Source organism: Chitinimonas sp. BJYL2 (assembly GCF_027257935.1).
GTDB lineage: Bacteria > Pseudomonadota > Gammaproteobacteria > Burkholderiales > Chitinimonadaceae > Chitinimonas.
Genome location: NZ_JANZKW010000005.1, coordinates 60838 through 83440, shown reverse-complemented (window position 1 = coordinate 83440; position 22603 = coordinate 60838). Strand labels below are relative to the sequence as shown.

The following is a 22603-nucleotide window of genomic DNA, read 5'->3' as shown; positions in this document are numbered from 1 at the left end:
GCTGCTTTGCACGGGTCGGTGGCGCCACGGGGTTTCACCTCATCCTCAAAAAGTCAGAAAGTCAGGGACTGGGTATGACGAATCAAGTGGACAACAGCAAGCGGCGCTTCCTGACGCTTGCAACCGGCGCCGTGGGTGGTGTCGCGGTGGTCGGGGGCGCAGTGCCCTTCATTGCCAGCTTCTTCCCTTCGGAGCGGGCCAAGGCGGCCGGCGCGCCGGTGGAAGCAGATATCAGCAAGCTCGAACCGGGTCAGAAGATCGACGTCGAGTGGCGCGGCAAGCCGGTGTGGATTGTTAACCGCACCAAGGAGCAGATGGACAATCTGGCGAAGCTGGAAGGCCAGCTGGTCGATGTGTCCTCGGACAAGAGCATCCAGCCCGACTACGCCAAGAACAAGACCCGCTCGCGCGAAGACCACGCCAGCATTCTGGTCACCGAAGGCGTTTGTACCCATCTGGGCTGCTCGCCGACCTTCCGGCCGGACCTGGCACCTGCCGATCTGGGCGCTGACTGGCTGGGCGGTTTCTACTGCCCGTGCCACGGCTCCAAGTTCGATCTGGCCGGCCGCGTCTACTCCGGCGTACCGGCACCGTCGAACCTGCCGGTTCCCCCGTTCAAGTTCATCAGCGCGAACCTCGTGCTGATCGGCGACGACAAGTAAAAGAGGGAAGCATCCATGAGCAAACTGCAAGCCCTGACAAACTCAGTAATGGGTTGGGTCGATGATCGCTTCCCGGCGACGAAGATGTACAAGGAGCACCTCTCCGAGTACTACGCGCCCAAGAACTTCAACTTCTGGTACTTCTTCGGTTCGCTGGCCCTGCTGGTGCTGGTGATCCAGATCGTCACCGGTATTTTCCTGACGATGAACTACAAGCCGGACGGTTCGCTGATCCCCGGTACGAATGTCTCCGTCGCCTTCTCCTCGGTCGAATACATCATGCGTGATGTGGCTGGTGGCTGGATCATCCGCTACATGCATTCGACGGGCGCCTCGATGTTCTTCGTGGTCGTTTATCTGCACATGTTCCGCGGTCTCGTGTACGGCTCCTACAAGCAGCCGCGCGAACTGATCTGGATCTTCGGCATGCTGATCTTCCTGTGCCTGATGGCCGAAGCCTTCTTGGGCTATCTGCTGCCATGGGGCCAGATGTCGTTCTGGGGTGCGCAGGTGATCGTGAACCTGTTTGCCTCGATCCCCGTGATCGGCCCGGACCTGTCGGTGTGGATCCGCGGTGACTTCGTGGTGTCCGATGCTACGCTGAACCGCTTCTTCGCCCTGCACGTGATTGCCGTGCCGCTGGTGCTGCTGGCCCTGGTTGTGGCGCACATCGTTGCCCTGCACGAAGTCGGTTCGAACAACCCGGATGGCGTCGAGATCAAGAAGAACAAGGACCCCAAGACCGGTCACCCGGTGGATGGCATCCCGTTCCATCCTTACTACACCGTCAAGGACATCCTGGGCGTGTCGGTTTTCCTGGTCGTATTCAGCTATGTGGTGTTCTTTGCGCCGGAAATGGGCGGCTTCTTCCTTGAACACCCGAACTTCGACCCGGCTGATCCGCTGAAGACCCCGGCGCACATTGCCCCGGTCTGGTACTTCACCCCGTTCTACGCCATCCTGCGCGCGATTCCGTCCTTCCTGGGTACGCAGGTCTGGGGTGTGATCGGCATGGGCGCCGCCGTGGTGATCATCGCCTTCCTGCCTTGGCTGGATCGCAGCCCGGTGAAGTCGATCCGCTACCGTGGCCGTAACTTCAAGATCGCGCTGGTGCTGTTCATCATCTCGTTCATCGGTCTCGGCATCCTCGGCGCCAAGGCACCGACGGGCCTGCGCACCATCCTGTCGCAGATCTTCACCTTCATCTACTTCGCCTTCTTTATTGCGATGCCGTTCTACACCCGTAACGATGTCGGCACCACGCCGGTACCGTCACGTACGACCGACACCAATACCGAACGCCAGGTTGCGTTTGCCGGCTACGTCGCACTGACGCTGATTGGCGCCTTCGTGTTCGCCAAGCTGGTCTGATCAAGGGAGACGGATAAGATGAAAAACAAGATTGCTCAGCTGCTTGCCGCGTGCGCACTGCTGTTCCCGATGACTGCTCAGGCAGCGGGCGGCGGCGTGGCGCTCGACCATGCACCGATCGACGTGCAGAACGCCGAATCGCTGCAACGGGGCGCCAAGCTCTTCGTGAACTACTGCCTGTCGTGTCACGGCGCGGCCTCCATGCGTTACAACCGCCTGATGGATCTGGGCCTGTCCGAACAGCAGATCAAGGACAACCTGATGCTCGCCGGTGAAAAAGTGGGCGACACCATGCGTGTCTCCATGACCGCCAAGGACGGCAAGGTGTGGTTCGGCGCGACGCCTCCTGACCTGACCGTGATTGCCCGTTCGCGCGGCGCAGACTGGCTGTACACCTATCTGCGCGGCTTCTACCGCGACGAGAGCCGCCCCACGGGCTGGAACAATGTGGTGTTCGACAAGGTCGGCATGCCGCACGTACTGTGGGAGCTGCAAGGCGAACAACAGTTGCGCGTGGTTGACGGCAAGGCCCCTGCCAATGGTGCGGTCACACGTTCCTGGGAAGTGGTCGAGCATGTGGATGGCAAGGACAAGGTCACCACGCATCAACTGGTGCTGACCAGCAGTGGCAAGGCCACCCAGTTGCTCAGCGATGGCAATGCCAACACGCTGGACTACGACAACCAGATGACTGACCTGACCAACTACCTGGTGTGGATGGGTGAGCCGGCACAGGTGACGCGTGAGCGCGTGGGTTACGGCGTGCTGCTGTTCCTGCTGTTCGTGCTGATCCCGATCAGCTACCTGCTCAAGAAAGAGTACTGGCGCGATATCCACTGATATTGTCGCTAAAGTACTCAGAAAACGGGAGGCGAGTCCTCCCGTTTTTCTTTTTTAAATCATTGAGTTATGCAATTAGTTTGGATTTTGCCATAGGCAAACTGGTAAAATCCTCCCGTTACGAATCCCGCAGTCGATGGAGATACCCTGCTTATGATGACGCTCTACTCCGGCACCTCGTGCCCTTTCAGCCACCGCTGCCGTATTGTCCTGTTTGAAAAGGGCATGGATTTCCAGATTGTGGACGTGGATATCCACAACAAGCCCGAAGATCTCGCGGTGATGAATCCGTATAACGAAGTGCCTGTGCTGGTCGAACGCGACCTCTGCCTGTACGAGTCGAACATCATCAATGAATACATCGACGAGCGTTTCCCGCATCCACAACTGATGCCCGCCGATCCGATCATGCGTGGCCGCGCCCGCCTGATGCTGTTCAACTTCGAGCGCGAACTGTTCGTGCATGTGAAGACGCTGGAAAGCGGTACCTCCAGCAAGAAAGATCTGGAGAAGGCGCGCGCCACCATCCGTGACAATCTCGGCCAGATTGCCGTGATCTTCACCAAGCAGAAGTTCATGCTGGGTGATGAGTTCTCGATGCTGGATGTGGCGATTGCCCCCTTGCTCTGGCGTCTGGAGCACTACGGTGTGGAAGTGTCCAAGCCGATGGCACCTCTGCTCAAGTATGCAGAGCGTCTCTTTGGTCGTCAGGCGTTCATCGATTCGATGACGCCGAACGAAAAGGCCATGCGCAAGTAAGATGATGCGTAATGCGTAGTGAAGGGCAAGGCACTCTGCCTTGCCCTTCGCCGCCAGCCTGCTGCCGCCATTCCCAATCATTCCTCCGACCGCGAACTGCATGAAACCCACACCGATCAAGCCCTACCTGATGCGCGCCATACACGAGTGGTGCTCGGATCACGGCTATACGCCCTACTTGGTGGTGGCCGTGCGTGGCAAGCTGCAGGTGCCGATGGAGTTCGTGAAGAATGGCGAGATCACGCTCAACGTGAGTTACAACGCGACGCGCAATCTGCAGCTTGGCGATGACTTCGTGCACTTTTCGGCTCGCTTCAATGGCGTCTCTCGGGACATCGTGGTGCCGATTGGTGCTGTGGTGTCGCTGTTTGCACGCGAAACCGGCGAGGGCATGGCTTGGGAGCCCGAGTTCGCGGAAGAGGGTACGGAAGAAAGCGAGCGTGTCTCTTCGCTGCGCCCGGTGAGTGCGGCCCCTGAGGCCCTGTCGGCTAGTGAGCCTGATGTGGCTAGCGGTGATGACACCGAGCCCGACGATACGCCACCGCCCGCACCACCGGCGGGGCGTGGTCATTTGCGTGTAGTGAAGTAGGCGGCAGCGTGAAGCCGACAAAAAAGGGCACGGTCACTACCGTGCCTTTTTTGTTGGCCCTTGCACTCAGGGTGCAGGCGGCCGACGCTGAGGCGCCGGCTTGGTCATCGCTGACTCAGGCGACACGGGTCAGCACTGCGGCGAAGAAGCCATCGCAGCCGTGTGCGGCCGGGTTCAGCTGCAAATACGGACCCGTATCCAGCCCGATTTTCTGCTCGGCGAGCACCTCGTTGGCGGGCACCAGCGCAAAGCCGGGATGGGCCTGCAAGAAGGCGTCCACAATGCCCTGATTCTCGCGCGGCAGGATCGAACAGGTGGCGTAGACCAGCCTGCCACCCACTTTCACCATGCGTGCCGCCGAGGCGAGGATTGATGCCTGCTTGGCATTAAGCTCATCCACGGACTGCGCACTCTGGCGGAATTTGAGATCCGGGTTGCGGCGCAGCGTGCCCATGCCCGAGCAAGGCGCGTCAACAAGTACGCGGTCGAGCTTGCCAGCCAGCCGCTTGATCCGGCTGTCGTTCTCGCTTTCGATCCGCTGTGGCTGCACGTTCGACAGCCCCGAGCGGGCCAGTCTGGGTTTGAGGTTGGCAAGACGCTTTTCGGCAACGTCAAATGCATAGAGCCTGCCGGTGGAGGCCATCAACATCCCCAGCAACAGTGTCTTGCCGCCCGCGCCGGCACAGAAATCGGCCACCATCTCGCCGCGCTTGGGGCCAACCAGCAAACCCAGCAGCTGGCTGCCTTCGTCCTGGACCTCAATAGCGCCGGCCGTAAACAGCCCCAGACGATTCACCGCCGGCTTGCCTTGCGCGCGTAACCCGAAAGGAGAGTACGGCGTGGGCTCGGCATGGATGCCATGAGCTGCCAGCTCCACCTGCACGGATTCCCGTTTCATCTTGCCCACGTTCACACGCAGGTCCAGCGGCGCAGCTTGCGAGAGCGACTGCCCCAGGGTCACGATGTCGGCGTCTGGCATGCCGGCGGCCTGCAGCTCGTCAGCCACCCAGTCCGGCAGCTCGGCGCGCTCCGCGAGGCTGAGCTGATCGAGCGAAAAGCCTTTGACCGAGCCGACAAACGCGCGCTCGTCGTCGCGTGTGACCACCGCCTCGAACTCACGCAGATTGCGCCCCGAACGGGCCAGCCAGGCCAGCAGGAGGCGGCGTGGATTGCTATCGGGGGCACAGACGCGATCAAGCAGGCGTTTCTTGCGCAGCACCCCGAACACCGCCTCGGCCACGAATTGGCGATCGTGGCTGCCCAGGTTCGGATTTTCGCGGAAGAAGCGCGACAACACGGCATCCGCCGGGGCGCTGAAAGAAATGGCCGCACGCAGGGCGGTCAGGGACGCCGCGAACAGTTCGGGCTTGATGGATGACATGCTTACTCCTGTTGAAACTCGATGGTCTGCGCGATCAGTTGCAGTTCGCCCTTGTCATCCTGGCGAAGAATGCGGACCGGCAGGTTGGCATGGCCGGGGGCCAGCCAGAATTCGGTACGGTCGTCACCGGATTCGCTGCGCCATACGCGCGCATCGACTTGCTGACCTTTCAGGCTGACTGTCTGCATGCCGGCCTGGGTGAAGCGATCGTTGCGCAACTTGCGGCCTGTGGCGACCTGCACATGGGCCGTGCGTGCCGCACCGAGAAAAGCCAGATGAAATGGCAGGGCATTGAGCTCCTGCGCGCCGGTATCGAGCTTGTGTTGTTGCAATCGGTCGGGCGCGCCCTGCACCACCAGCTTGCGTGCCCACTCGAATCGCGCCAGATGGCGAGGGGTTTCGTCACGATTCCGGTACTCGGCGTAGTCCTGCGGCTTGAGCCCGGCATCGGTAAGCAGCCCCTGGCTCTCGTAGCGGATACGCGGGCCGATGATGGGGTTGAGCTCGGTGGTAAGGCGGTAACGCCCCTCGCTGACGCGCCACGATTGTACCGCTTCGCCCACGGTCAGTCCGGACAGCTTGGCGGAATAGACGATGCGCGCCTGCGCTGGCAGGGTATCCGCGCGGACGGGCGCAACCAGCAACACGCAGAGCAAGGCAATCAAGCGAAGTAGGGGCATGAAAGGTCTTTCAAAAAAGGGCACGCGACAGGATCGCCTGTGCTGCCTGACCCAAGGCTGAATTATCGCTCGCGTTTCGCTGGCTTGCTGCGTTCAAGTACGGTCTTGCCATCAATGCGGATATCCACCGCCATCAATTCATGCACCGTCTCGCCGTCCTGATAGCGGATACGTACCGGCAGGTTGTGCCATTCCGGCGCCAGAAAGAACGCAAACTGGCGCTGCTCATACGCGCCGGCCATGACGAGCGTGGTGATCTTGCGTCCCGATAGCACCAGCTCCGCCTCGCCCCGCAGCGAGAAGGTGACCTGATAGGCGTTGCGACCGGTAATCACCTGCAGGTCCAGACGTGGTTGCTGCTCACCCAGCAGGGCAAATTGGTAGGCAGCGGAAAAAACATCTTGCGCACCGGCAAGCAAGGGCAGGGTCTTGCGCTTGGCGGGCTCACCTACCGTGACCAGGCCCGCAGCCCAGTCGAATTCCACGGCATAGCGCGGTTCGGGCTTGTCGTCGCGGTAGCCGACGAAGCGCAGGGGCTTGAGGCCCGCGGCCCCGATTTCGCCCTCGCTGTGCATGGCGAAGGAGTTGCCAAGCAGGCTACCGCGCGTGTCGATCTGATAGCGACCCTGTTCGGCCTGCCAGCGATGCTCTGCCACGACCAGACCCTTCACCATGTAAGCGATTTCGATCTTGCGGGGAAACGGGCCGATGACCGGCGCTGGCGGTGCAGGTGGCGGCGGTACGGCTCGCGCACTGCCTGTGGGTGGCGGGGCCTGGGTATCGGCGACGACGCTTGTGGGCAGGGCGGGTAGCTCGGGCGTGGCCAAGGCGACGGGCACGGCAGGTAGCGCCGGCGCCGGCTCTGTGCGGGCTTGCGCTGTCGGCTTGGGTGACGGTGCCGGCTGGTCTCTGGGCGGCGGGGCTGCCGGCACGGCAGGAGGGGGCATGGCGGCAGGTGGCGCTGCCGGGATAAGGTCGGCGCGACCCAGCTGCACGATGAATTCGTCCACGGGATGGCTGGGCAGGGCGCTGCGCTCGTTGGCCAGTTGCTGGCGCTGCAGAGTGCGCCCGGTCTTGCGCACTATGGGTTCGCTGCTATCGGCCGCGTGCATCAGGTAGTGCCAGGCGGTCTCGCCGAACATGCCGATCAAGTGCACGAGCAGCGAAACCAGCAGCGCAATCAAGCAGCGTGGCGCCAGCCAGGCCCGCATGATTCAGCGCTGCTCGCGAACCCGCAGGCCGTCGATCTGCAGGCGGCCTTCAACAAAGGCGCGTACCGCGGCTGGATAAAGCTTGTGTTCCTCGAGCAGCACGCGGGCCGAGACGGTGTCCTCGGTATCGTCATCGAGAATGGGTACCGCGGCTTGCGACACGATGGGGCCATGGTCGAGTTCGGCGGTCACAAAGTGCACGGTGCAACCCGCCAGCTTGCAACCGGACTCGATGGCGCGTTGGTGCGTGTACAGACCGGGAAACGCCGGCAGCAGGGAGGGATGGATATTGAGCATCCGGCCCTCGTAGCGCTGGGTGAAGGCTGGCGTGAGGATGCGCATGAAGCCGGCCAGCACGACCAGATCGGCCGCGTGGGCATCGATGGCGTGCGCCAGTGCCTCGTCAAACGCCTCGCGGCTCGGGTACTGCTTGTGATCGAGTGCGACCGTGGCAATGCCACGCTCGGCGGCCCAGGCCAGCCCGGCCGCAGCAGGACGGTTGCTGATGACAGCAGCGATGCGCGCACCGGGGATGCCGGCATCGACAATGGCTTGCATATTCGAGCCACGGCCGGAAATCAGGATGACGATGTTTTTCATGTCGGCTAAGTCTGTCTGGGTTGCCGGCTCAATCGCCTCGGCCAAGGTAGGCGCGAATGGCGGTAATTTGGCCTGCGGCATTGAAGCGGAGGATATCGACCACGTACAGCTGCTCCGTGCCATTCACCACGATGTGCAGCTCTGCAGCGACGGTGTCGCCTGCCTCATGCATAGCCAGCGGTGTGATGGTGATCTGCTCGGCAGCGGCAAAGTTCTTGCGGCTCTCGTCCAGCGCCGCCGCCTTGCCCTGCACGGCGATCTTCCAGTCGCGCAAGGTGATGTCGTCGGCAAACAGGCTATCGAGCGCGGCCAGATCCTTATGGGCGTAGCGGTCCAGGTAGTGCAGGCAGCGTTCGCTGAGGGTCATGGTGCGCATCGGCTCTGTGGGTTAGGCATCGCTTCGCAACGGTTCGAGCGTATGCGAGGCTCCCTTGCGGTGGTGGCGGCGAGAGTGGGATCAAACAGGACGAGCAGCTGGTTGATTTGCCACTGCCTGCAAGCGCCCGGGTTTCCCGGGCGTCTTGCGACCTCGTCCGCCATCTGCCATTCAATAGGCTTGCGAGGCGATCAAGCGACTTGCGTCTGATGCTCGTCGCCGTTACGGGCACGCACGGTGCCGATGCGGTAAACGGTTTCACCTTCGCCAGCCAGCAGCATCTCGGCATCGTCAGCGTGCTCGGCAGCGACAATCACCACCATGCCGATACCGCAATTGAAGGTGCGATACATCTCCTGCTGCGCGACATTGCCCTGGACTTGCAGCCACTGGAACAGCTTGGGCATTTGCCAGCTCTTGGCGTCAATTTGCGCCACTACATTGGCCGGCAGCACGCGCGGTACGTTTTCGGTGATGCCGCCGCCAGTGATGTGGGCCATGCCTTTCACGGTCAGCTTTTCCATCAGCTTGAGGATGGGCTTGACGTAAAGGCGTGTCGGGGCCATCACCACATCAGCCAGGGTGCGGCCGTTGTCGAAGGGCGCGTTGTAGTCGGCTTCGGTCAGATGCAGGATCTTGCGGACCAGCGAGTAGCCGTTCGAGTGCGCGCCGTTGGACGCCAGACCGAGCACCACATCACCGGGCCGGATGGTTTCACCGGTGATGATCTTGCTCTTCTCGACCACGCCCACCGCAAAGCCGGCCAGATCGTACTCGCCAGCCGGGTACATGCCCGGCATTTCGGCGGTTTCGCCGCCGATCAGCGCGCAGCCGCTTTGCTCGCAGCCGCTGGCAATGCCCTTGATGACTTCGGTGGCGCTGGTGACATCGAGCTTGCCGCAGGCGAAGTAATCGAGGAAGAACAGCGGCTCGGCGCCTTGTACGAGGATGTCGTTGACGCTCATGGCGACCAGATCGACGCCCACTGTGTCGTGACGGTTCAACTCGAACGCGAGCTTGAGTTTGGTGCCCACACCATCGGTGCCCGATACCAGTACCGGCTCCTTGTATTTCTTGCTGATCTCGACCAGGCCGCCAAAGCCGCCAATGCCGCTGAGGACCTCGGGGCGCATCGTGCGCTTGGCAAAGGGTTTGATGTTCTCGACCAACTGATCGCCTGCGTCGATATCGACACCGGCATCGCGGTAGGAAAGGCTGGGCTTGTCTTGGCTCATGGCGAGTCTCGGGAAACGGTGGGGCGGATTCAAGCGAAACCGGCACGGTGGCGCCGGTAGTGCGGTTACAATGCGGCGCAATATGGTCTGGCGTAGGCCTGCGTGGCTCCGCCTTCTGCTAAGCACCGGAATTGACGCGCATTTTACTTCAAATGAGACCCGCCCGCCGCTCCCGTTCCCTGCTCGCCCGTTACGCCCCTGTGGCTATCGCTGCGGTGGTCGCTGTCGTCCTCTATCTGCTCGCCCCGGTATTGGCACCCTTCCTGACGGCAGGCGTGCTCGCTTACATCCTGGCCCCGCTGGTGGACAGGCTGTCCGGGCGCGGGATTTCCCGTGCGCTCGCGGTCAGTATGGTCATGGTGGTCGGCCTGCTGCTGTTGGTAGCGCTGGTGCTGGTGATCGTGCCGCTGTTCGTTCGCCAGCTCAGCGAACTGTACGGCTACCTGCCCCAGGCACTGGTCTGGGCGCGCGAGACGCTGGCCCCTTGGCTGCAACAGCGCCTTGGGGTGGATGCCGCGCTGGATCTCGACAGCATCAAGGCCTGGCTGGCCGCCCACACCAGTGAGGCCGGACAGTTGCTGCGGGCCATGCTGCCGTCGATCACCACGGGCAGCCTCGCGCTGGTCGGGCTGTTTGCCAATCTGGTGCTGATTCCTGTTGTGCTGTTTTATTTCCTGCGCGACTGGCCGCAACTGCTGCGCGATGCGGACGACCTGCTGCCACGCCGCTGGCATGCCAAGTTCCACGAACTGGCCGGCGAGGTGGATGCCGTGCTGGGCGAATTCCTGCGCGGGCAGGTGGCAGTCATGCTGATCATGTCGATGTTCTACAGCGCCGCATTGTGGCTGGCCGGCTTGCAGTCGGCCCTGCCGATCGGTGTGATTGCCGGTCTGCTGGTGTTTGTTCCCTATCTGGGCCTGATCGTCGGGGCGTTGCTGGCTACCCTGGCGGCTGCCTTGCAGTTCCAGTCGCTGCTGGGTTTGGTGCCGGTTTGGGGTGTGTTCCTGCTCGGCCAGTTGATCGAGGGGTTTGTGGTTACCCCCAAGCTGGTGGGCGAGCGCATCGGCCTGCATCCGGTGGCGGTGATTTTTGCCCTGATGGCGTTCGGCCAGCTGTTCGGTTTCGTCGGCATCCTGCTGGCCTTGCCGCTGGCGGCGGTATTGCTGGTGGGTTTGCGCCATGTCCGCAGCTATTACATGGCGAGCACGCTGTACCGCAAATGAAGCAGCTGCCGCTCGACCTGCAATTACCCGACCCGACGGGCTTCGATGATTTCCTGATCGGCCCCAATCTGGAGGCGTTTCTGGCGCTCAAGGCGCTGGCAGATGGCGAGTCGCCCGAATCATGCGTTTACTTGTGGGGGCAGGCCGGTGCGGGCAAATCGCATCTGCTGCGCGCTACCGTGGCTCGCGCCGGCGATGCGGGCCTCGACGCCCTGTATCTGGATGCGCGTACGGTGGCGCCGGGGGAATCGGCCCATGGTCACGCGCTCCTGGCCGTGGATCATGTCGATGCGCTCGATCCGGCAGGTCAGATTGCCCTGTTCGGTCTGATCAACGCCCAGCGTGAGTGCGGTTTTGCAATCGTTACGGCCGGGCAGCAGGCACCGGCGCATATGCCATTGCGCGATGACCTGCGCACGCGCCTGGGTTGGGGGCTGGTATTCGAAATTGCCGAACCGGCAGATGAAGACAAGGCCGCCCTGTTACGACACCGCGCCCGCGCCCGCGGGTGTGAGGTGGACGAATCGGTCTGCCGCTGGCTGGTCAGTCACCAGCGCCGCGATATCGGCGGCTTGGTCAGCCTGCTTGATGCACTCGACCGAGCGGCGCTGGCGGCGCAGCGGCCGCTGACTTTGCCACTGGTGCGGGATTTCCTCCGCGACGCAGAGGCTGGTAACTAAGCCGACCGCTGTTCAGAACAGATCGCCCTGATACGCCACCCGTTCGAAATCGGCGCCGCGTTCCAGCAGCTCATCCAGTCGCGCCCGCTTGATCTGGCCATCAACATAGACTTCAACGATACGCCCCGGCTTGAACCAGGTTGGCGGCAACAGCAAGCTGGCATTGGCCTTGAGTGCGGGCATGGCAGGCAGTGCCAGCGCCTGGGTGAAACGGTTCGAGAAGGTGTTCAGCCCGGTTGCCCGGACGGCGATGGCGCGGGGAATGCCGGGCAGGGCGCGTATGCCCATATCGATGCCCCCGGTATCGAGCTCATGCAGCCAGCGTACCGTGCCTACCATGAAGGGTTGGCCGGCACGGGGCTGTACGGCCACCAGCTGGCTATGCGTCAGCCGCCCACCTGATTCCCCCCGTTCGAGCCGGAAGCCCAGCGCACTTTCATTCAGTACCCGCCATTGCTCCAGCTTGGCGCCACCCTCCGCAGCCTTTGGCTGGTTGGGGTTCAGCAGGTGCTGGGCTTGGCCGCCAAACAACTGGAAGTCGGCAATGGCGCGGCCGCGCACTTCTGCGTGCTCGGCGGGCTCGGCAAAATGCTCGCCGGCCACGCCCAGATGCGCACCTGCCAGGCCAAGGCCGACTTCGGCATGGTGCGTTTCGTCGCGCATCATGTGACGGGGCATGCCGCGTTCCACCTGGGGTTCGCACCACTCCTGATAGAGACTGGCCAGATATTGCTCCGCCGTGGCCGCGGCATATTCCTCACCCAGCCCCAATTTGGCAGGGGATTCACCGGCACGCAGGTATTTGATGCGCTTTTTCAGGCTTTTGGCGACCGAGTCGATCTCCAGATAGCGCCAGCCTTCGCCCTCCTGCGCGGCGTCGTATCGACGCAGCGGGCCGGGGTTGGCCAGATCCACCGCCAGCAGCCCGCCCTCCAGCCGCTCGGGTGGCGTCTCCGTCACGTTGGCGCGGTTGGCCCAGCGGTCAAGCAAGCGATCAGCCCAAGCGAGCTGGCGCACCGTCATGGCACTCGGGTTGGCCGCAGCCAGGAGCAGCGCCTGCACAAAGCAGCTTTGTCCGGTGGAGAGTTCGGAGTGGCGGTTGAGGCTGTCCTTGACCACCTTGTTCGCGTGGCCGGCATCGACCGCGAGCTTGTAAAGACCGAACAGATCATTCCAGCGTGCTGTCGGCACCGTGCGATAAGCCTGGTGATGTTCGCGAATCGCCAGCGCGGCGTAACGCAGGGCACGTTGGCCGGTCAGGGCCTTATGGTCAGCCACGGAGACATCATCCTGCATGGCAGCGCGCCAGCAATGGCGATAGCCCATGCTCATCTCGCGCCACAGCTGGACATTCGCCTTCCAGATGACGTTTTCTGCATCGCTAAGGGGCAAAGCCTTGCCGGTATAGCGCTTGGCATTCTCCTCCTGCAGCAACATCACCGGTTCGCGCAGCAGCTCCAGCATTTTCAGGCGCTCGATGGGCAGGACCGGGTTCTGGTTCAGGCGGTTGAGCACATCGAGGATTTCGGCGTGTGCCTGACGGACGTTGATCATCGGCACCAGCTTGAGCCAGTCCTTGAAGCCGCGGGCATCAGCAAAGGCCAAGGGCAGGCTTGCATCAATGGTGGGTAAATCAAGCGCGTGCATGGGGTATCCCTATTTCATCGATTCCAGCAACAGCAGGCGCGAGGCCAGGCTGGCCTTGAGTGCCGTGAGATCCACGTTGCGGGGGGGGCTGTCGCGCTGGGTGGTCGCCCAGATGGGTGAGGGGAAGTGAGCGTCGTCATGCCAGCGCGGTATCACATGCCAGTGCAGGTGCGGCACGACATTACCCAGGCTGGCGAGATTGATCTTGTCGGGGTGTACGGCATCGCGCAGCACGGATTCCACGGTCCACACCGCTTGCATCAGCGTGTCGCGCTCTGCGGCGGGCAGATCTGTCATCTCGGCAGCGTGGCGGTTGAGAATCACGCGGCAAAAGCCTGGATAGGCGGCATCGTCAACGAGGACCACGCGGTAAAGGGCCGATTGCCAGACCAGCTCGCCGCCATGACTGTTGCACAAGGGACAAGTGTCCGCGCTCATGATCCTCTACCCGTTTTCATGTCATTGGAATTAGTACATTGGCATTCTGCGACGATGCCCAGCCGAACTCAAGCGATGACGGTCGCTTTCAGACGACGGGTACCCTGGCGCTGACCCATGGCCTTAACGCTGGCGCGCTTCGAGCTGTTGCAACCGTTTGTCGAGCCGCGCGGTATCGTCACGCAGTCGGTCGACATCGGCAATGAACTTTGCCACGGCTGGGCCGGTGGCCAGCAAGCGGGCTTCTTCCTGCAGGTATTCGGCACTGGTTTCAGCGAGGTTGCGGGCGATCTGGCGCGGGTCACCGATCAGATCGCGTGCCATGCTGGCCAGCCGGTGTGCCGGGATATCGCCGATCAATCGCGCCAGATCGGCCTCGGCATCCCAGTCGAGTGCCTGCAGCACCCGGCCGACGCTGGCCGCCAGCAGCATGTCGCCGCTGATCTGCATGCCGCGCTCGGCCGCCGGATCGTGCAGCGCCAGCCGGGGCAGCAGCGAGGGCGGGATGTCGATGCTGGCATCGGGGGGCAAATGGCTGCTGATCACGCTGCCATCGGCTTCGATCATGAAGCCCAGCTGTAGCGGCGCGATGCGCAGCAACACAACCTTGCCCGCCTGTCCGGCCAATTCGCCGCGTAGGTCGGCACGCTGGGCCAGCAGATGATTGAAGATGGCGAGGCGGATCATGTCATGTTGACCAAGGCAGATGGAAATCGATGGCAGCGAGTTGGCGCTGCCTTTCTCGGGGTAAGCGGTCGCCAGCACCACTGCCCCGCAAGCGCCCCCGCGGCGGCGGGGGAGTCCATCAGGCGGGTGTCGCTGTGCACGTGCCGGCTGATGCCTGCGCCGTACTGATCGGCGCGCGCTCGCTTGTGTTTGAAACAGTATCTCAGACCGGCTGCTCTTCGTTATAGCGCTCGCCTTCACGCCACCGATCCACCAGGCGCAGACGGCTTTTGACCGGTTCGGCGTCCACTTCGATGATGCGTCGGGCATACGGGCGCAGCACATCGGCAATGCTGTTGAGTGAGCCTATCAGGTATAGGTCGACGTTTTCGTATTCGACCAGATTCTGCACGGGCTCGTGGAAATCGCCATCACCGGCAAACAGCACCAGTTTGCTCCATTTGCGCTTATGGAAGGAGCGGGTCATGTGATAGACGAGGCCCACATCCACGGCTTTTTGCGTGGTGATCTCGTAGTTGATATGCGGTTGTTCGGGGTGCGTTACCGGGCCGCCACCAAGATGATTGGGCCAGTAAAGCTGCTTTTTCTGCACCCAGTAATTCTTTACCCGCAGGCCTGGCCCCTTGGGGTAGGGAAAGGAGAGCGCGTTATGCAGTTTGGATGACATGGCCTGATTGTCATCGGCGTTGAAGAAGTAGCCCTCATCCACCGTGTCAGCAAGGTCTTCCTCGATCAGTTTGCGTAGTTCGAGGTAGTTGATCTTTTCGCGGCCGAACGCCTTGTAAGCGTATGCGCCATCGATGAACAATCCGATGCTCATGGTTATTCCTTAAATATCAATCATTTAAATTATCTTATTATTGTCGACCCTGTTCCTGCCTCCGGGTCGTGTACCGCAAAATCAGAGCGTGTCCTGCGCGATAGATTCAATCGAGCAAACGCAGTATCAATCCGAGCCCATCGACAACCAGCTCGGTCAGATCAACGGCGCCGTGCAGCGAAGAGGTTTCCTGCGCGGCCGGTTTGCCGTGGTGACGCGGCGGGGGCACTGGCGTACTGGTGGCGGCAGCTGGGCGACGATAATGCGCCAAAGCCGCCTTGACGGCGTCGGGGTCGAGCACCGCCAGCGGTGTGCCGCAGTAGCTGCAGGCGCTGTCTCGCGCCACATCCACGCCGCCGCCACAGCTTTGGCAGCGGAACTGTTTGATGGTTGCAGCCAATGTGCCGCGTTGTGCGGCGGTCAGATCGCGGACAAACTGTTTCTCGCGCAGGAACTGCCAAAAACCGATCAGCCGGCCGTGGTCCTCGCAGCGATGGTAGACAAAGCGCGTGGCCTTGACCTGATCATGTACGTGCCGCATCGGCTTCTTGCAGCGCACGCAGCCCGGCGCGGCGGTAGCGTGCGGTGTCAGGGTGTCGTTGGCGTGCTCATGCAAGACTTCAAACAGATCGACAATCGCCGCTGGTGCCAGCGTGACGCTCTCATGCTGATCGAACCAGATATGCCGGCATGCAAAGCAGAAGTCGAGTTCGATCTGGCCGCCGTACTTGCTGGCGTAATGGGCGACCTGCATCTCGCCATGGCATTGCGGGCAAGCTGCTGCCATCAGACTTTGAAGCCCTTGTGCAGGGCGACCACGCCAGCGGTGAGATTGTGGAAATCCACCTTGGCAAAGCCCACGTCACGCATCATCTGCGCCAGCTCTTCCTGGCCCGGATGCATGCGGATCGATTCGGCCAGATACTGGTAGCTGGCGGCATCCTGCGCGATCAGTTCGCCCATCTTGGGCAGCAGCTTGAACGAGTAAAAGTCATAAACCGGGGCCAGCGGCTTGGCGACCTTGGAGAATTCGAGCACCAGCAGGCGGCCACCCGGCTTGAGTACCCGCAGCATCTCGGCCAGTGCGGCATCCTTGTGCGTCATGTTGCGCAGGCCGAAGGCGACGGTGATGCAATCGAAGTAGTTGCTCGGGAAGGGCAGTTTCTCGGCATCGCACTGCGCGACCGGGTTCAGGAAGCCGGCATCGACCAGACGGTCGCGGCCCACGGTGAGCATGGAGCTGTTGATATCGGTGAGCCAGACCTGGCCGGTCTTGCCCACACGCTTGAGGAAAGCCAGCGAGAGGTCGCCTGTGCCGCCGGCAATATCGAGCACACGGCTACCTTCGCGCACGCCGCTCTGGGCAATGGTGAAGATTTTCCACAGCCGGTGCAGACCGCCTGACATGACATCGTTCATCACATCGTATTTGCGTGCGACCGAGTGGAACACCTCGGCCACTTTCTGGGCTTTTTGCGATTCGGCAACGGTCTGGTAGCCGAAATGGGTCTGTGCATCGCTTGCGCGGGAGGATTGTTCGCTCATGCTTCTCTCGTCAGGCCGGCGGCGGCCAGGCGGTTAAGGTAGTCCTGCCAGTTGACGGCCTGATCGCGGCCCAGCTCGTACAAGGTATCCCAGCCGTACAGGCCGCTGTCGTGACCGTCGTCGAATACCAGCTTGACCGCATAGTGGCCGACGGGTTCGATGGCCCGGATATTGACGGCCAGCTTGCCCGGCACCAGTTGCAGCGGCCCGCCGCCATGGCCGCGGACTTCGGCAGACGGGCTGAACACGCGCAGGTATTCGCAAGGCAGCCGGAATTGCGCGCCATCATCGAAATGCACTTCCAGCACGCGGCTTTGAGCGTGCAGGATCAGCTCGGTGGGCAGGGGGCTATCGGGGCGCAGGCCGGCCATGTGTGCGGGGCTGTCAGTCAAAGACGCAATGATACCTTGGCGGGCGCACGGATGGTCGGCACGGATGATTTGCGGACTTGTAATATTTCAGTCACGTACAGTACTTAAGCTCGCAACAAATTTGACGGAAAACCCCAAGGGACCGAGCGACTTATGCCTGCCAATATCCTTCTCGTTGAAGACGAGCCCGCGATCCAGGAACTGATCGCCTTCAATCTCCAGCAAGCCGGCCATCATGTGCTGCGTGCTGACTCGGCCGAAGTCGGTTTGTCCATCGTGCGCAATGCCCTGCCCGATCTGATCTTGCTCGACTGGATGCTGCCGGGCATGAGCGGCATCGAGTTTGCCAAGAAGATCCGCGCCGATGAACGTACCCGGCAGATTCCGGTGATCATGCTGACGGCGCGTTCGGAAGAAACCGACAAGATCCAGGGCCTGGAAACCGGCGCGGATGACTACATCACCAAACCGTTCAGCCCGCGCGAACTGCAGGCCCGCATCAAGGCTGTGCTGCGCCGCCGCGCACCGCAGATGACGGACGATGTGGTCGAGGTCAAAGGCCTCGCGCTGGATCCGGGTACGCACCGCGTATCGGGTAACGGTGCTGGCATCGACCTGGGGCCGACGGAATTCCGCCTGCTGCACTTTTTCATGACCCACCCCGAGCGCGTACACTCGCGGGCGCAGCTGCTGGATCATGTGTGGGGCGATCATGTCTTCGTGGAAGAGCGCACGGTGGATGTGCACATCCGCCGCTTGCGCTCGGCGCTCGAAGCCACGGGCCACGACGCGCTGATCCAGACCGTACGCGGTACGGGCTATCGCCTGTCTGCACTGTAAGCAGCCATGGATCTGGCTGCTGATTGATTCGATCGAGACGAGAGTGTTCATGTTCTGGTGGCGTACTGCCCTGCTGCTGTTTGCCTTTGCGCTGCTGGCGCTGATCCTGCAACCCCTGCTGGGGACGGTGGGCAGCCTGTGGTTGATGGTGCTGGCCATGGGTGGCCTGCTTGTCTTCCATCTGAGCAATCTGAACCGTTTGGGCAAGTGGCTCAACGACCCGTCCCCGGATACCGTGCCCGAGAGCAGCGGGGCCTGGGAGGCCGCCTACCGCCGCCTTTACAAGATGGTCCGTGCACAGGGCAAGAGCCAGCGCATGCTCACGGCCGCGCTGGATCGCTTTGTCGCAGCCGGCGAAGCCATGCCCGAGGGCGTGGTGGTGCTCGATACCAATGACCGCATCGAATGGTGCAACCCGCGCTCGATGGCGCATCTGGGACTGGATCGCGCCAAGGATATCGGCCAGCACATTGCTTACCTGGTGCGGGTGCCCGCCTTCCAGCGTTACCTGACCGCCCAGGATTACAGCCAGCCTGTGGTGCTGCGGGATATTCACGGTGGCGATGTGGTGCTCAGCGTGCAGCTGGTCCCTTTCGACAGCACGCGCAAGCTACTGCTGACGCGCGATATCACCCAGCTTGAACGGGTGCAGACCGTGCACCGCGATTTTGTCGCCAATGTCTCGCACGAGTTGCGCACGCCGCTCACGGTGGTGGGGGGCTTTCTCGAAACCTTGCTCGACATGCCCGATATGGACGCGCAGACGCGCCAGTCGCAATTGACGATGATGTTCGAGCAGACCAGCCGCATGCAGCGGCTCGTCGAAGACCTGCTGACCCTGTCGCGACTGGAGAATGGGGCCGAAGGCCGCGATGCGCGCGTGGATGTGCCGGCACTGGCCCGTCTGCTGGTGACCGAGGCCGAGGGTTTGTCCAAGGGGCGCCACACGTTCCGGCTGGAGCTGGGTTCCGATGCCGCGCTGCGCGGCAACTACGACGAACTGCACAGTGCTTTCGGCAATCTGGTCAGCAATGCCGTGCGCTACACGCCGGATCAAGGCGAGATTCGCATCCTCTGGAAGGTGGAAGACGGCGTGGCCAGCTTTGCGGTCAAGGACACCGGCATCGGTATCGAAGCGCAGCATATTCCCCGTCTGACCGAGCGTTTCTACCGCGTGGATCGTGGCCGCTCGCGGGCGACCGGCGGCACGGGCCTCGGCCTTGCCATCGTCAAGCATATTGCCCAGCGCCATCAGGCCAGACTGGAGATCAGCAGCGAGATGGGCAAGGGCAGCTGCTTTGCAATCCGCTTCCCGGCAAACCGTCTGCTGAGCACCGAAGACGCAGGTTTGGGTGTGTAGTCCGGGTGTAGTCGGCATCGTCCGACTACGAGCGTTGCCCGGCCTGTCGGGCTCGCCTACCATGCGTTTCTTTGCCCGCTCGAATCAGGAAACGCACCATGACCACGCCCGCCACGAACCCGCTCGTTCTCGCCAAGACATTTGGCCAGCGCCTCTGGCTGGATAACCTCTCGCGTGAGCTGCTGGCCGGCCCGCTGCAAAAGCTGATCGCCGAGGACGGCCTCTCGGGCGTGACCTCCAACCCGGCCATCTTCCAGAAATCGATTTCCGCCGGCGCCGGCTATGCCGACGATCTGGCCGCCCTCAAGGCCCAGAGCCTGAGCGCCGAACAGCGCTTCGAAGCCCTGGCTGTGCCCGATGTACAGGGTGCCTGTGATCTGTTTGCCAGCGTGTATCGCGAGTCGAACGGGCTCGATGGCTATGTCAGCCTCGAAGTCTCGCCCTATCTGGCACGCGATGGCGCCGGTACCGAAGCCGCTGCCAAGCGCCTGTGGGCCGCGATCCAGCGCCCCAATGCCATGATCAAGATTCCCGCCACCGCCGAGAGCCTGCCGGCCTTTACCGCCGCCATCGCCGCGGGCATCAACGTCAACGTCACCCTGATGTTCGGCCAGCGCGATTGCGATGCGGTGTTCGATGCCTATGTGGCCGGCCTGCGCCAGCGCCTTGCGGCCGGCGGTGATGTGCGCCATGTACGCTCGGTCGCCAGCCTGTTCCTGTCGCGCGTGGATACGCTGATCGACGGCAAGCTCGATGCGCTGGGCGGCGCGGCCGTCGCACTCAAGGGCAAGGCCGCACTGGCTATGGTGAAGGTGGCGTATGCACGCTGGATGGCCCGCTGGAACAGCGCCGAATGCGCCGATCTACGCGCCGCCGGTGCGAATATCCAGCGCCTGCTGTGGGCCAGTACGGGCACCAAGAACCCGGCCTACCCCGATACCCTGTACGTGGACAACCTGATCGGCCCCGATACGGTCAACACGCTGCCCGATGCCACACTGGCGGCCTTCCGTGACCACGGCAAGGCGTCGGCCAGCCTGAGCGTGGGCGTGGCGGAGGCCGAAGCTACGCTGAAGGCATTGGCGGATGCGGGTATCGATATGGATGCCGTGGCGGTGCAGCTGCAGGTCGATGGCCTGAAGCTGTTCGATGAGGCATTCGACAAGCTGCTGGCCTTGCTGGCTTGAGCGACACCGCGGGGTGCAATGGGCTGCACTAATTCCACCCTGCGGCTACGAAAACAACGCCGCGGCCAAACAAAAAGCCGGATCATGTGATCCGGCTTTTTTGCGTCTGCTGATGCACGGGGCTTACATCTCGACCTGCGTCCCCATCTCCACCACCCGGTTGGCGGGAATCTTGAAGAAGTCGGTCGGACGCTGGGCGTTGCGCTGCATCCAGGTGAACACCTTGATCTGCGCCCAGGACATATCGTCGCGCTCCGCCGTGCGGGCGCCGCAGATGATGGTCTCGCGCGAGAGGAAGTACGAGGTGGTCATCTCGTCGCAAACGAGACCATGGTCGCGCTCGGCGGCGGCGAGGATCTCGGGTACCGAGGGTTCCTCAACGAAACCGTAGGTGGCCTCGATCTGCCAGAACGAGGGGCTCAGACGCGTGACCTTGAGTTTCTGTTTGTCGGGCACACGCGGGATGTCGGTGGCGCTGATGGTGAGGAACACCACCTGCTCGTGCAAGACCTTGTTGTGCTTGAGGTTGTGCAGCAAGGCATGCGGCGTGGTGTTGGCGCTGCCGGTCATGAAGATCGCCGTGCCCTCGACGCGATGCGGCGGGTTGGCCTCGATGCTTTGCACGAACAGCTCCAGCGGCAGTTCGCCATCATGGATGCGATGGAACAGCTGCCGGCGGCCGCGCTTCCAGGTGAACATCATGCCCAGCATGATCAGGCCGATCGCCAGCGGGAACCAGCCGCCCGTGGGGATCTTGGGCACATTGGCCGCCAGCAGGGCGATATCCACGATGATGAAGCAGACCAGCAAGCCTCGGATCAGACGGGTGCGGCCGGGGTTATTGGGCTGCTTGAGCGCCACGAACGCGGTAGCGGTGGTCATGATCATGATGCCGCAGATGGCAAAGCCGTAAGCCGGCAGGATGGCGGCCGAGGTCTTGAAGCTGAAGACCAGCAGCAGCACGGCGATGCACAGGGCCCAGTTTACGAAAGGAATGTAGATCTGGCCGATTTCGCGCTCGGAGGTGTGGTCGATCTCCATGCGCGGCATGTAACCGAGCTGGATCGCCTGGCGCGTGATCGAGAACACGCCCGAGATCAGGGCCTGCGAAGCAATCGCGGTGGCGGCGGTAGCCAGGATCACCAGTGGCAGCACCAGCACCTTGGGCGCCAGAAGGAAGAAAGCCTGGCTGACGTTGGCATGATCGTGCAGCACCAGCGCGCCCTGACCATAGTAATTGAGTAGCAAGCCTGGCAGCACCAGGCCGAACCAGCCGATCTGGATCGGCAGGCGGCCGAAGTGGCCCATGTCGGCATAGATGGCTTCACCGCCGGTGACCACCAGCACCACCGCACCCAGCGACAGGAAGGCCAGCATGGGCTGGGCGGCAAAGAATTCATAGGCATACACGGGCGACAGCGCCTTGAGTACGGTCGGATCACGCAGGATGCCGCCGATGCCGAGCACGGCGAGGCTGAGGAACCACAGCACGACAATGGGGCCGAAGAACTTGCCCACGCCGCCAGTGCCGTGCCGCTGCACCGCAAATAGCCCGATGATGATGATGACGGTCAGCGGCAGCACGAAGCGCTCGAAGGCCGGATCGAGCACCTTGAGGCCCTCCACCGCGGAGAGCACCGACACCGCGGGGGTCAGCACTCCGTCGCCATAGAACAGTGCCGCGCCGGCAATGCCCAGCAGGATGAAGATCGAGAACTGGCCGCGCTTGCGCTGACTGTTGCGCAGGGCCAGTGCCATCAGCGCAAGGATGCCGCCCTCACCGTTGTTATCGGCGCGCAGCATGAACAGCACGTATTTGAAGCTGATGACGAAGAGCAGGGCCCAGGTGATCAGCGACAGGATGCCCAGTACATTGGCGGGCGTGGGTGTCAGACCGTGGTGCGGGCTGAAGCATTCGGCAAACGCATACAGCGGACTGGTACCGATGTCGCCATAAACGACGCCGAGTGCGGCCAGGGTAAGGCCTGCGATTTTTTTGGGGTCTTGCTGGCTGTGTTGGGCGCTCATGACGCTTCCTGAAAACCAGAACGGGGTGGCGGCGGATTATAGGCTTGCCGAATCATTATGGTGCACCGCAATA

At 62.4% G+C, this 22603-nt stretch carries 24 protein-coding genes; 10 read left to right on the top strand and 14 right to left on the bottom strand.

Going from position 1 to position 22603, the window contains the following annotated elements:
• The first annotated feature begins 74 nt into the window (after positions 1-74).
• From petA to O9X62_RS14310, 5 genes are all read left to right on the top strand, one after another.
• Positions 75-662, top strand: a complete 588-nt coding sequence (gene petA / locus O9X62_RS14330) for a ubiquinol-cytochrome c reductase iron-sulfur subunit (RefSeq protein ID WP_269533609.1) — start codon at positions 75-77, stop codon at positions 660-662.
• Positions 663-677: 15 nt separating this feature from the next.
• On the top strand, positions 678-2033 hold the full coding sequence (locus O9X62_RS14325) for a cytochrome bc complex cytochrome b subunit (protein ID WP_269533608.1): 1356 nt from the start codon (positions 678-680) through the stop codon (positions 2031-2033).
• Between the two features lie 18 nt (positions 2034-2051).
• Positions 2052-2873, top strand: coding sequence for a cytochrome c1 (locus tag O9X62_RS14320; RefSeq protein ID WP_269533607.1), 822 nt, complete (start codon positions 2052-2054; stop codon positions 2871-2873).
• Between the two features lie 153 nt (positions 2874-3026).
• The gene (locus tag O9X62_RS14315; RefSeq protein ID WP_269533606.1) at positions 3027-3632 is read left to right on the top strand and encodes a glutathione S-transferase N-terminal domain-containing protein; all 606 of its coding nucleotides are present in this window, start codon (positions 3027-3029) and stop codon (positions 3630-3632) included.
• Positions 3633-3732: 100 nt separating this feature from the next.
• Positions 3733-4221 (top strand): ClpXP protease specificity-enhancing factor, encoded by a 489-nt coding sequence (locus tag O9X62_RS14310; RefSeq protein ID WP_269533605.1) that lies wholly within the window; start codon positions 3733-3735, stop codon positions 4219-4221.
• 115 nt (positions 4222-4336) lie between these two features.
• On the opposite strand, the gene O9X62_RS14305 is transcribed toward O9X62_RS14310, so the two are convergent.
• The 6 genes from O9X62_RS14305 to purM form a co-directional block, all read right to left on the bottom strand.
• A complete protein-coding gene (locus O9X62_RS14305) occupies positions 4337-5602 on the bottom strand; it encodes an RsmB/NOP family class I SAM-dependent RNA methyltransferase (RefSeq protein WP_269533604.1) in 1266 nt (421 codons plus the stop codon).
• A gap of 2 nt (positions 5603-5604) precedes the next feature.
• On the bottom strand, positions 5605-6282 hold the full coding sequence (locus O9X62_RS14300) for a DUF3108 domain-containing protein (protein ID WP_269533603.1): 678 nt from the start codon (positions 6280-6282) through the stop codon (positions 5605-5607).
• 62 nt (positions 6283-6344) lie between these two features.
• A complete protein-coding gene (locus tag O9X62_RS14295; RefSeq protein ID WP_269533602.1) occupies positions 6345-7493 on the bottom strand; it encodes a DUF3108 domain-containing protein in 1149 nt (382 codons plus the stop codon).
• Between the two features lie 3 nt (positions 7494-7496).
• Positions 7497-8093, bottom strand: coding sequence for a phosphoribosylglycinamide formyltransferase (gene purN / locus O9X62_RS14290; protein WP_269533600.1), 597 nt, complete (start codon positions 8091-8093; stop codon positions 7497-7499).
• A 28-nt stretch (positions 8094-8121) separates the two neighbouring features.
• Entirely contained in the window at positions 8122-8460 is a 339-nt protein-coding gene (locus tag O9X62_RS14285) for a nuclear transport factor 2 family protein (protein ID WP_269533599.1), read from the bottom strand.
• Between the two features lie 200 nt (positions 8461-8660).
• Positions 8661-9704, bottom strand: coding sequence for a phosphoribosylformylglycinamidine cyclo-ligase (gene purM / locus O9X62_RS14280; protein ID WP_269533598.1), 1044 nt, complete (start codon positions 9702-9704; stop codon positions 8661-8663).
• A 152-nt stretch (positions 9705-9856) separates the two neighbouring features.
• On the opposite strand from purM, the gene O9X62_RS14275 reads away from it, so the two are divergent.
• Together O9X62_RS14275 and hda are read left to right on the top strand one after the other, a co-directional pair.
• Positions 9857-10927 (top strand): AI-2E family transporter, encoded by a 1071-nt coding sequence (locus O9X62_RS14275; RefSeq protein WP_269533597.1) that lies wholly within the window; start codon positions 9857-9859, stop codon positions 10925-10927.
• Entirely contained in the window at positions 10924-11607 is a 684-nt protein-coding gene (hda, locus tag O9X62_RS14270; RefSeq protein WP_269533596.1) for a DnaA regulatory inactivator Hda, read from the top strand. Before O9X62_RS14275 ends, hda begins: the two co-directional genes overlap by 4 nt.
• 12 nt (positions 11608-11619) lie before the next feature.
• Here hda and O9X62_RS14265 read toward each other — a convergent pair whose 3' ends face one another.
• The 7 genes from O9X62_RS14265 to O9X62_RS14235 all read right to left on the bottom strand — a co-directional run bounded on the left by O9X62_RS14265 (position 11620) and on the right by O9X62_RS14235 (position 17115).
• The gene (locus O9X62_RS14265) at positions 11620-13254 is read right to left on the bottom strand and encodes a hypothetical protein (RefSeq protein WP_269533595.1); all 1635 of its coding nucleotides are present in this window, start codon (positions 13252-13254) and stop codon (positions 11620-11622) included.
• Positions 13255-13263: 9 nt separating this feature from the next.
• The gene (locus O9X62_RS14260) at positions 13264-13692 is read right to left on the bottom strand and encodes an HIT family protein (RefSeq protein ID WP_269533593.1); all 429 of its coding nucleotides are present in this window, start codon (positions 13690-13692) and stop codon (positions 13264-13266) included.
• Between the two features lie 123 nt (positions 13693-13815).
• Entirely contained in the window at positions 13816-14379 is a 564-nt protein-coding gene (locus tag O9X62_RS14255; protein WP_269533591.1) for an SCP2 domain-containing protein, read from the bottom strand.
• A gap of 202 nt (positions 14380-14581) precedes the next feature.
• Positions 14582-15199 (bottom strand): NYN domain-containing protein, encoded by a 618-nt coding sequence (locus O9X62_RS14250; protein WP_269533589.1) that lies wholly within the window; start codon positions 15197-15199, stop codon positions 14582-14584.
• Between the two features lie 106 nt (positions 15200-15305).
• Positions 15306-15986 carry a zf-TFIIB domain-containing protein gene (locus O9X62_RS14245; RefSeq protein ID WP_269533588.1) on the bottom strand — a complete coding sequence of 227 codons (681 nt, stop codon included), beginning with the start codon at positions 15984-15986 and terminating at the stop codon, positions 15306-15308.
• Positions 15986-16744 carry a bifunctional demethylmenaquinone methyltransferase/2-methoxy-6-polyprenyl-1,4-benzoquinol methylase UbiE gene (gene ubiE / locus O9X62_RS14240; protein ID WP_269533587.1) on the bottom strand — a complete coding sequence of 253 codons (759 nt, stop codon included), beginning with the start codon at positions 16742-16744 and terminating at the stop codon, positions 15986-15988. Before ubiE ends, O9X62_RS14245 begins: the two co-directional genes overlap by 1 nt.
• A complete protein-coding gene (locus O9X62_RS14235) occupies positions 16741-17115 on the bottom strand; it encodes a DUF971 domain-containing protein (RefSeq protein ID WP_269533746.1) in 375 nt (124 codons plus the stop codon). The genes ubiE and O9X62_RS14235 overlap by 4 nt, the downstream gene beginning before the upstream one ends.
• Positions 17116-17268: 153 nt before the next feature.
• Here O9X62_RS14235 and phoB point away from each other — a divergent pair, with 153 nt between their 5' ends.
• The 3 genes from phoB to tal all read left to right on the top strand — a co-directional run bounded on the left by phoB (position 17269) and on the right by tal (position 20502).
• Complete coding sequence (gene phoB / locus O9X62_RS14230) at positions 17269-17955, top strand: phosphate regulon transcriptional regulator PhoB (protein WP_269533586.1); 687 nt, start codon at positions 17269-17271, stop codon at positions 17953-17955.
• A gap of 49 nt (positions 17956-18004) precedes the next feature.
• Positions 18005-19315: a phosphate regulon sensor histidine kinase PhoR gene (gene phoR, locus O9X62_RS14225; protein WP_269533585.1), complete on the top strand. Its 1311-nt coding sequence runs from the start codon at positions 18005-18007 to the stop codon at positions 19313-19315.
• A gap of 98 nt (positions 19316-19413) precedes the next feature.
• Positions 19414-20502: a transaldolase gene (tal, locus tag O9X62_RS14220; protein WP_269533584.1), complete on the top strand. Its 1089-nt coding sequence runs from the start codon at positions 19414-19416 to the stop codon at positions 20500-20502.
• 123 nt (positions 20503-20625) lie between these two features.
• Here tal and O9X62_RS14215 read toward each other — a convergent pair whose 3' ends face one another.
• Positions 20626-22530, bottom strand: a complete 1905-nt coding sequence (locus O9X62_RS14215; RefSeq protein ID WP_269533583.1) for a potassium transporter Kup — start codon at positions 22528-22530, stop codon at positions 20626-20628.
• Between the last annotated feature and the right edge of the window lie 73 nt (positions 22531-22603).

Bases quoted from the DNA above. Each gene is read 5' to 3' on its own strand.
- O9X62_RS14260 (WP_269533593.1), bottom strand. From the start codon at position 13,692: ATGAGCGCGGACACTTGTCCCTTGTGCAACAGTCATGGCGGCGAGCTG.
- hda (WP_269533596.1), top strand. From the start codon at position 10,924: ATGAAGCAGCTGCCGCTCGACCTGCAATTACCCGACCCGACGGGCTTC.
- phoR (WP_269533585.1), top strand. From the start codon at position 18,005: ATGTTCTGGTGGCGTACTGCCCTGCTGCTGTTTGCCTTTGCGCTGCTG.
- ubiE (WP_269533587.1), bottom strand. From the start codon at position 16,744: ATGAGCGAACAATCCTCCCGCGCAAGCGATGCACAGACCCATTTCGGC.
- tal (WP_269533584.1), top strand. From the start codon at position 19,414: ATGACCACGCCCGCCACGAACCCGCTCGTTCTCGCCAAGACATTTGGC.
- O9X62_RS14325 (WP_269533608.1), top strand. From the start codon at position 678: ATGAGCAAACTGCAAGCCCTGACAAACTCAGTAATGGGTTGGGTCGAT.
- purM (WP_269533598.1), bottom strand. From the start codon at position 9,704: ATGAGCCAAGACAAGCCCAGCCTTTCCTACCGCGATGCCGGTGTCGAT.
- O9X62_RS14235 (WP_269533746.1), bottom strand. From the start codon at position 17,115: ATGGCCGGCCTGCGCCCCGATAGCCCCCTGCCCACCGAGCTGATCCTG.
- purN (WP_269533600.1), bottom strand. From the start codon at position 8,093: ATGAAAAACATCGTCATCCTGATTTCCGGCCGTGGCTCGAATATGCAA.
- O9X62_RS14300 (WP_269533603.1), bottom strand. From the start codon at position 6,282: ATGCCCCTACTTCGCTTGATTGCCTTGCTCTGCGTGTTGCTGGTTGCG.
- O9X62_RS14305 (WP_269533604.1), bottom strand. From the start codon at position 5,602: ATGTCATCCATCAAGCCCGAACTGTTCGCGGCGTCCCTGACCGCCCTG.
- O9X62_RS14215 (WP_269533583.1), bottom strand. From the start codon at position 22,530: ATGAGCGCCCAACACAGCCAGCAAGACCCCAAAAAAATCGCAGGCCTT.
- O9X62_RS14320 (WP_269533607.1), top strand. From the start codon at position 2,052: ATGAAAAACAAGATTGCTCAGCTGCTTGCCGCGTGCGCACTGCTGTTC.
- O9X62_RS14295 (WP_269533602.1), bottom strand. From the start codon at position 7,493: ATGCGGGCCTGGCTGGCGCCACGCTGCTTGATTGCGCTGCTGGTTTCG.
- O9X62_RS14265 (WP_269533595.1), bottom strand. From the start codon at position 13,254: ATGCACGCGCTTGATTTACCCACCATTGATGCAAGCCTGCCCTTGGCC.
- petA (WP_269533609.1), top strand. From the start codon at position 75: ATGACGAATCAAGTGGACAACAGCAAGCGGCGCTTCCTGACGCTTGCA.
- O9X62_RS14245 (WP_269533588.1), bottom strand. From the start codon at position 15,986: ATGGCAGCAGCTTGCCCGCAATGCCATGGCGAGATGCAGGTCGCCCAT.
- phoB (WP_269533586.1), top strand. From the start codon at position 17,269: ATGCCTGCCAATATCCTTCTCGTTGAAGACGAGCCCGCGATCCAGGAA.
- O9X62_RS14310 (WP_269533605.1), top strand. From the start codon at position 3,733: ATGAAACCCACACCGATCAAGCCCTACCTGATGCGCGCCATACACGAG.
- O9X62_RS14315 (WP_269533606.1), top strand. From the start codon at position 3,027: ATGATGACGCTCTACTCCGGCACCTCGTGCCCTTTCAGCCACCGCTGC.
- O9X62_RS14255 (WP_269533591.1), bottom strand. From the start codon at position 14,379: ATGATCCGCCTCGCCATCTTCAATCATCTGCTGGCCCAGCGTGCCGAC.
- O9X62_RS14275 (WP_269533597.1), top strand. From the start codon at position 9,857: ATGAGACCCGCCCGCCGCTCCCGTTCCCTGCTCGCCCGTTACGCCCCT.
- O9X62_RS14285 (WP_269533599.1), bottom strand. From the start codon at position 8,460: ATGACCCTCAGCGAACGCTGCCTGCACTACCTGGACCGCTACGCCCAT.
- O9X62_RS14250 (WP_269533589.1), bottom strand. From the start codon at position 15,199: ATGAGCATCGGATTGTTCATCGATGGCGCATACGCTTACAAGGCGTTC.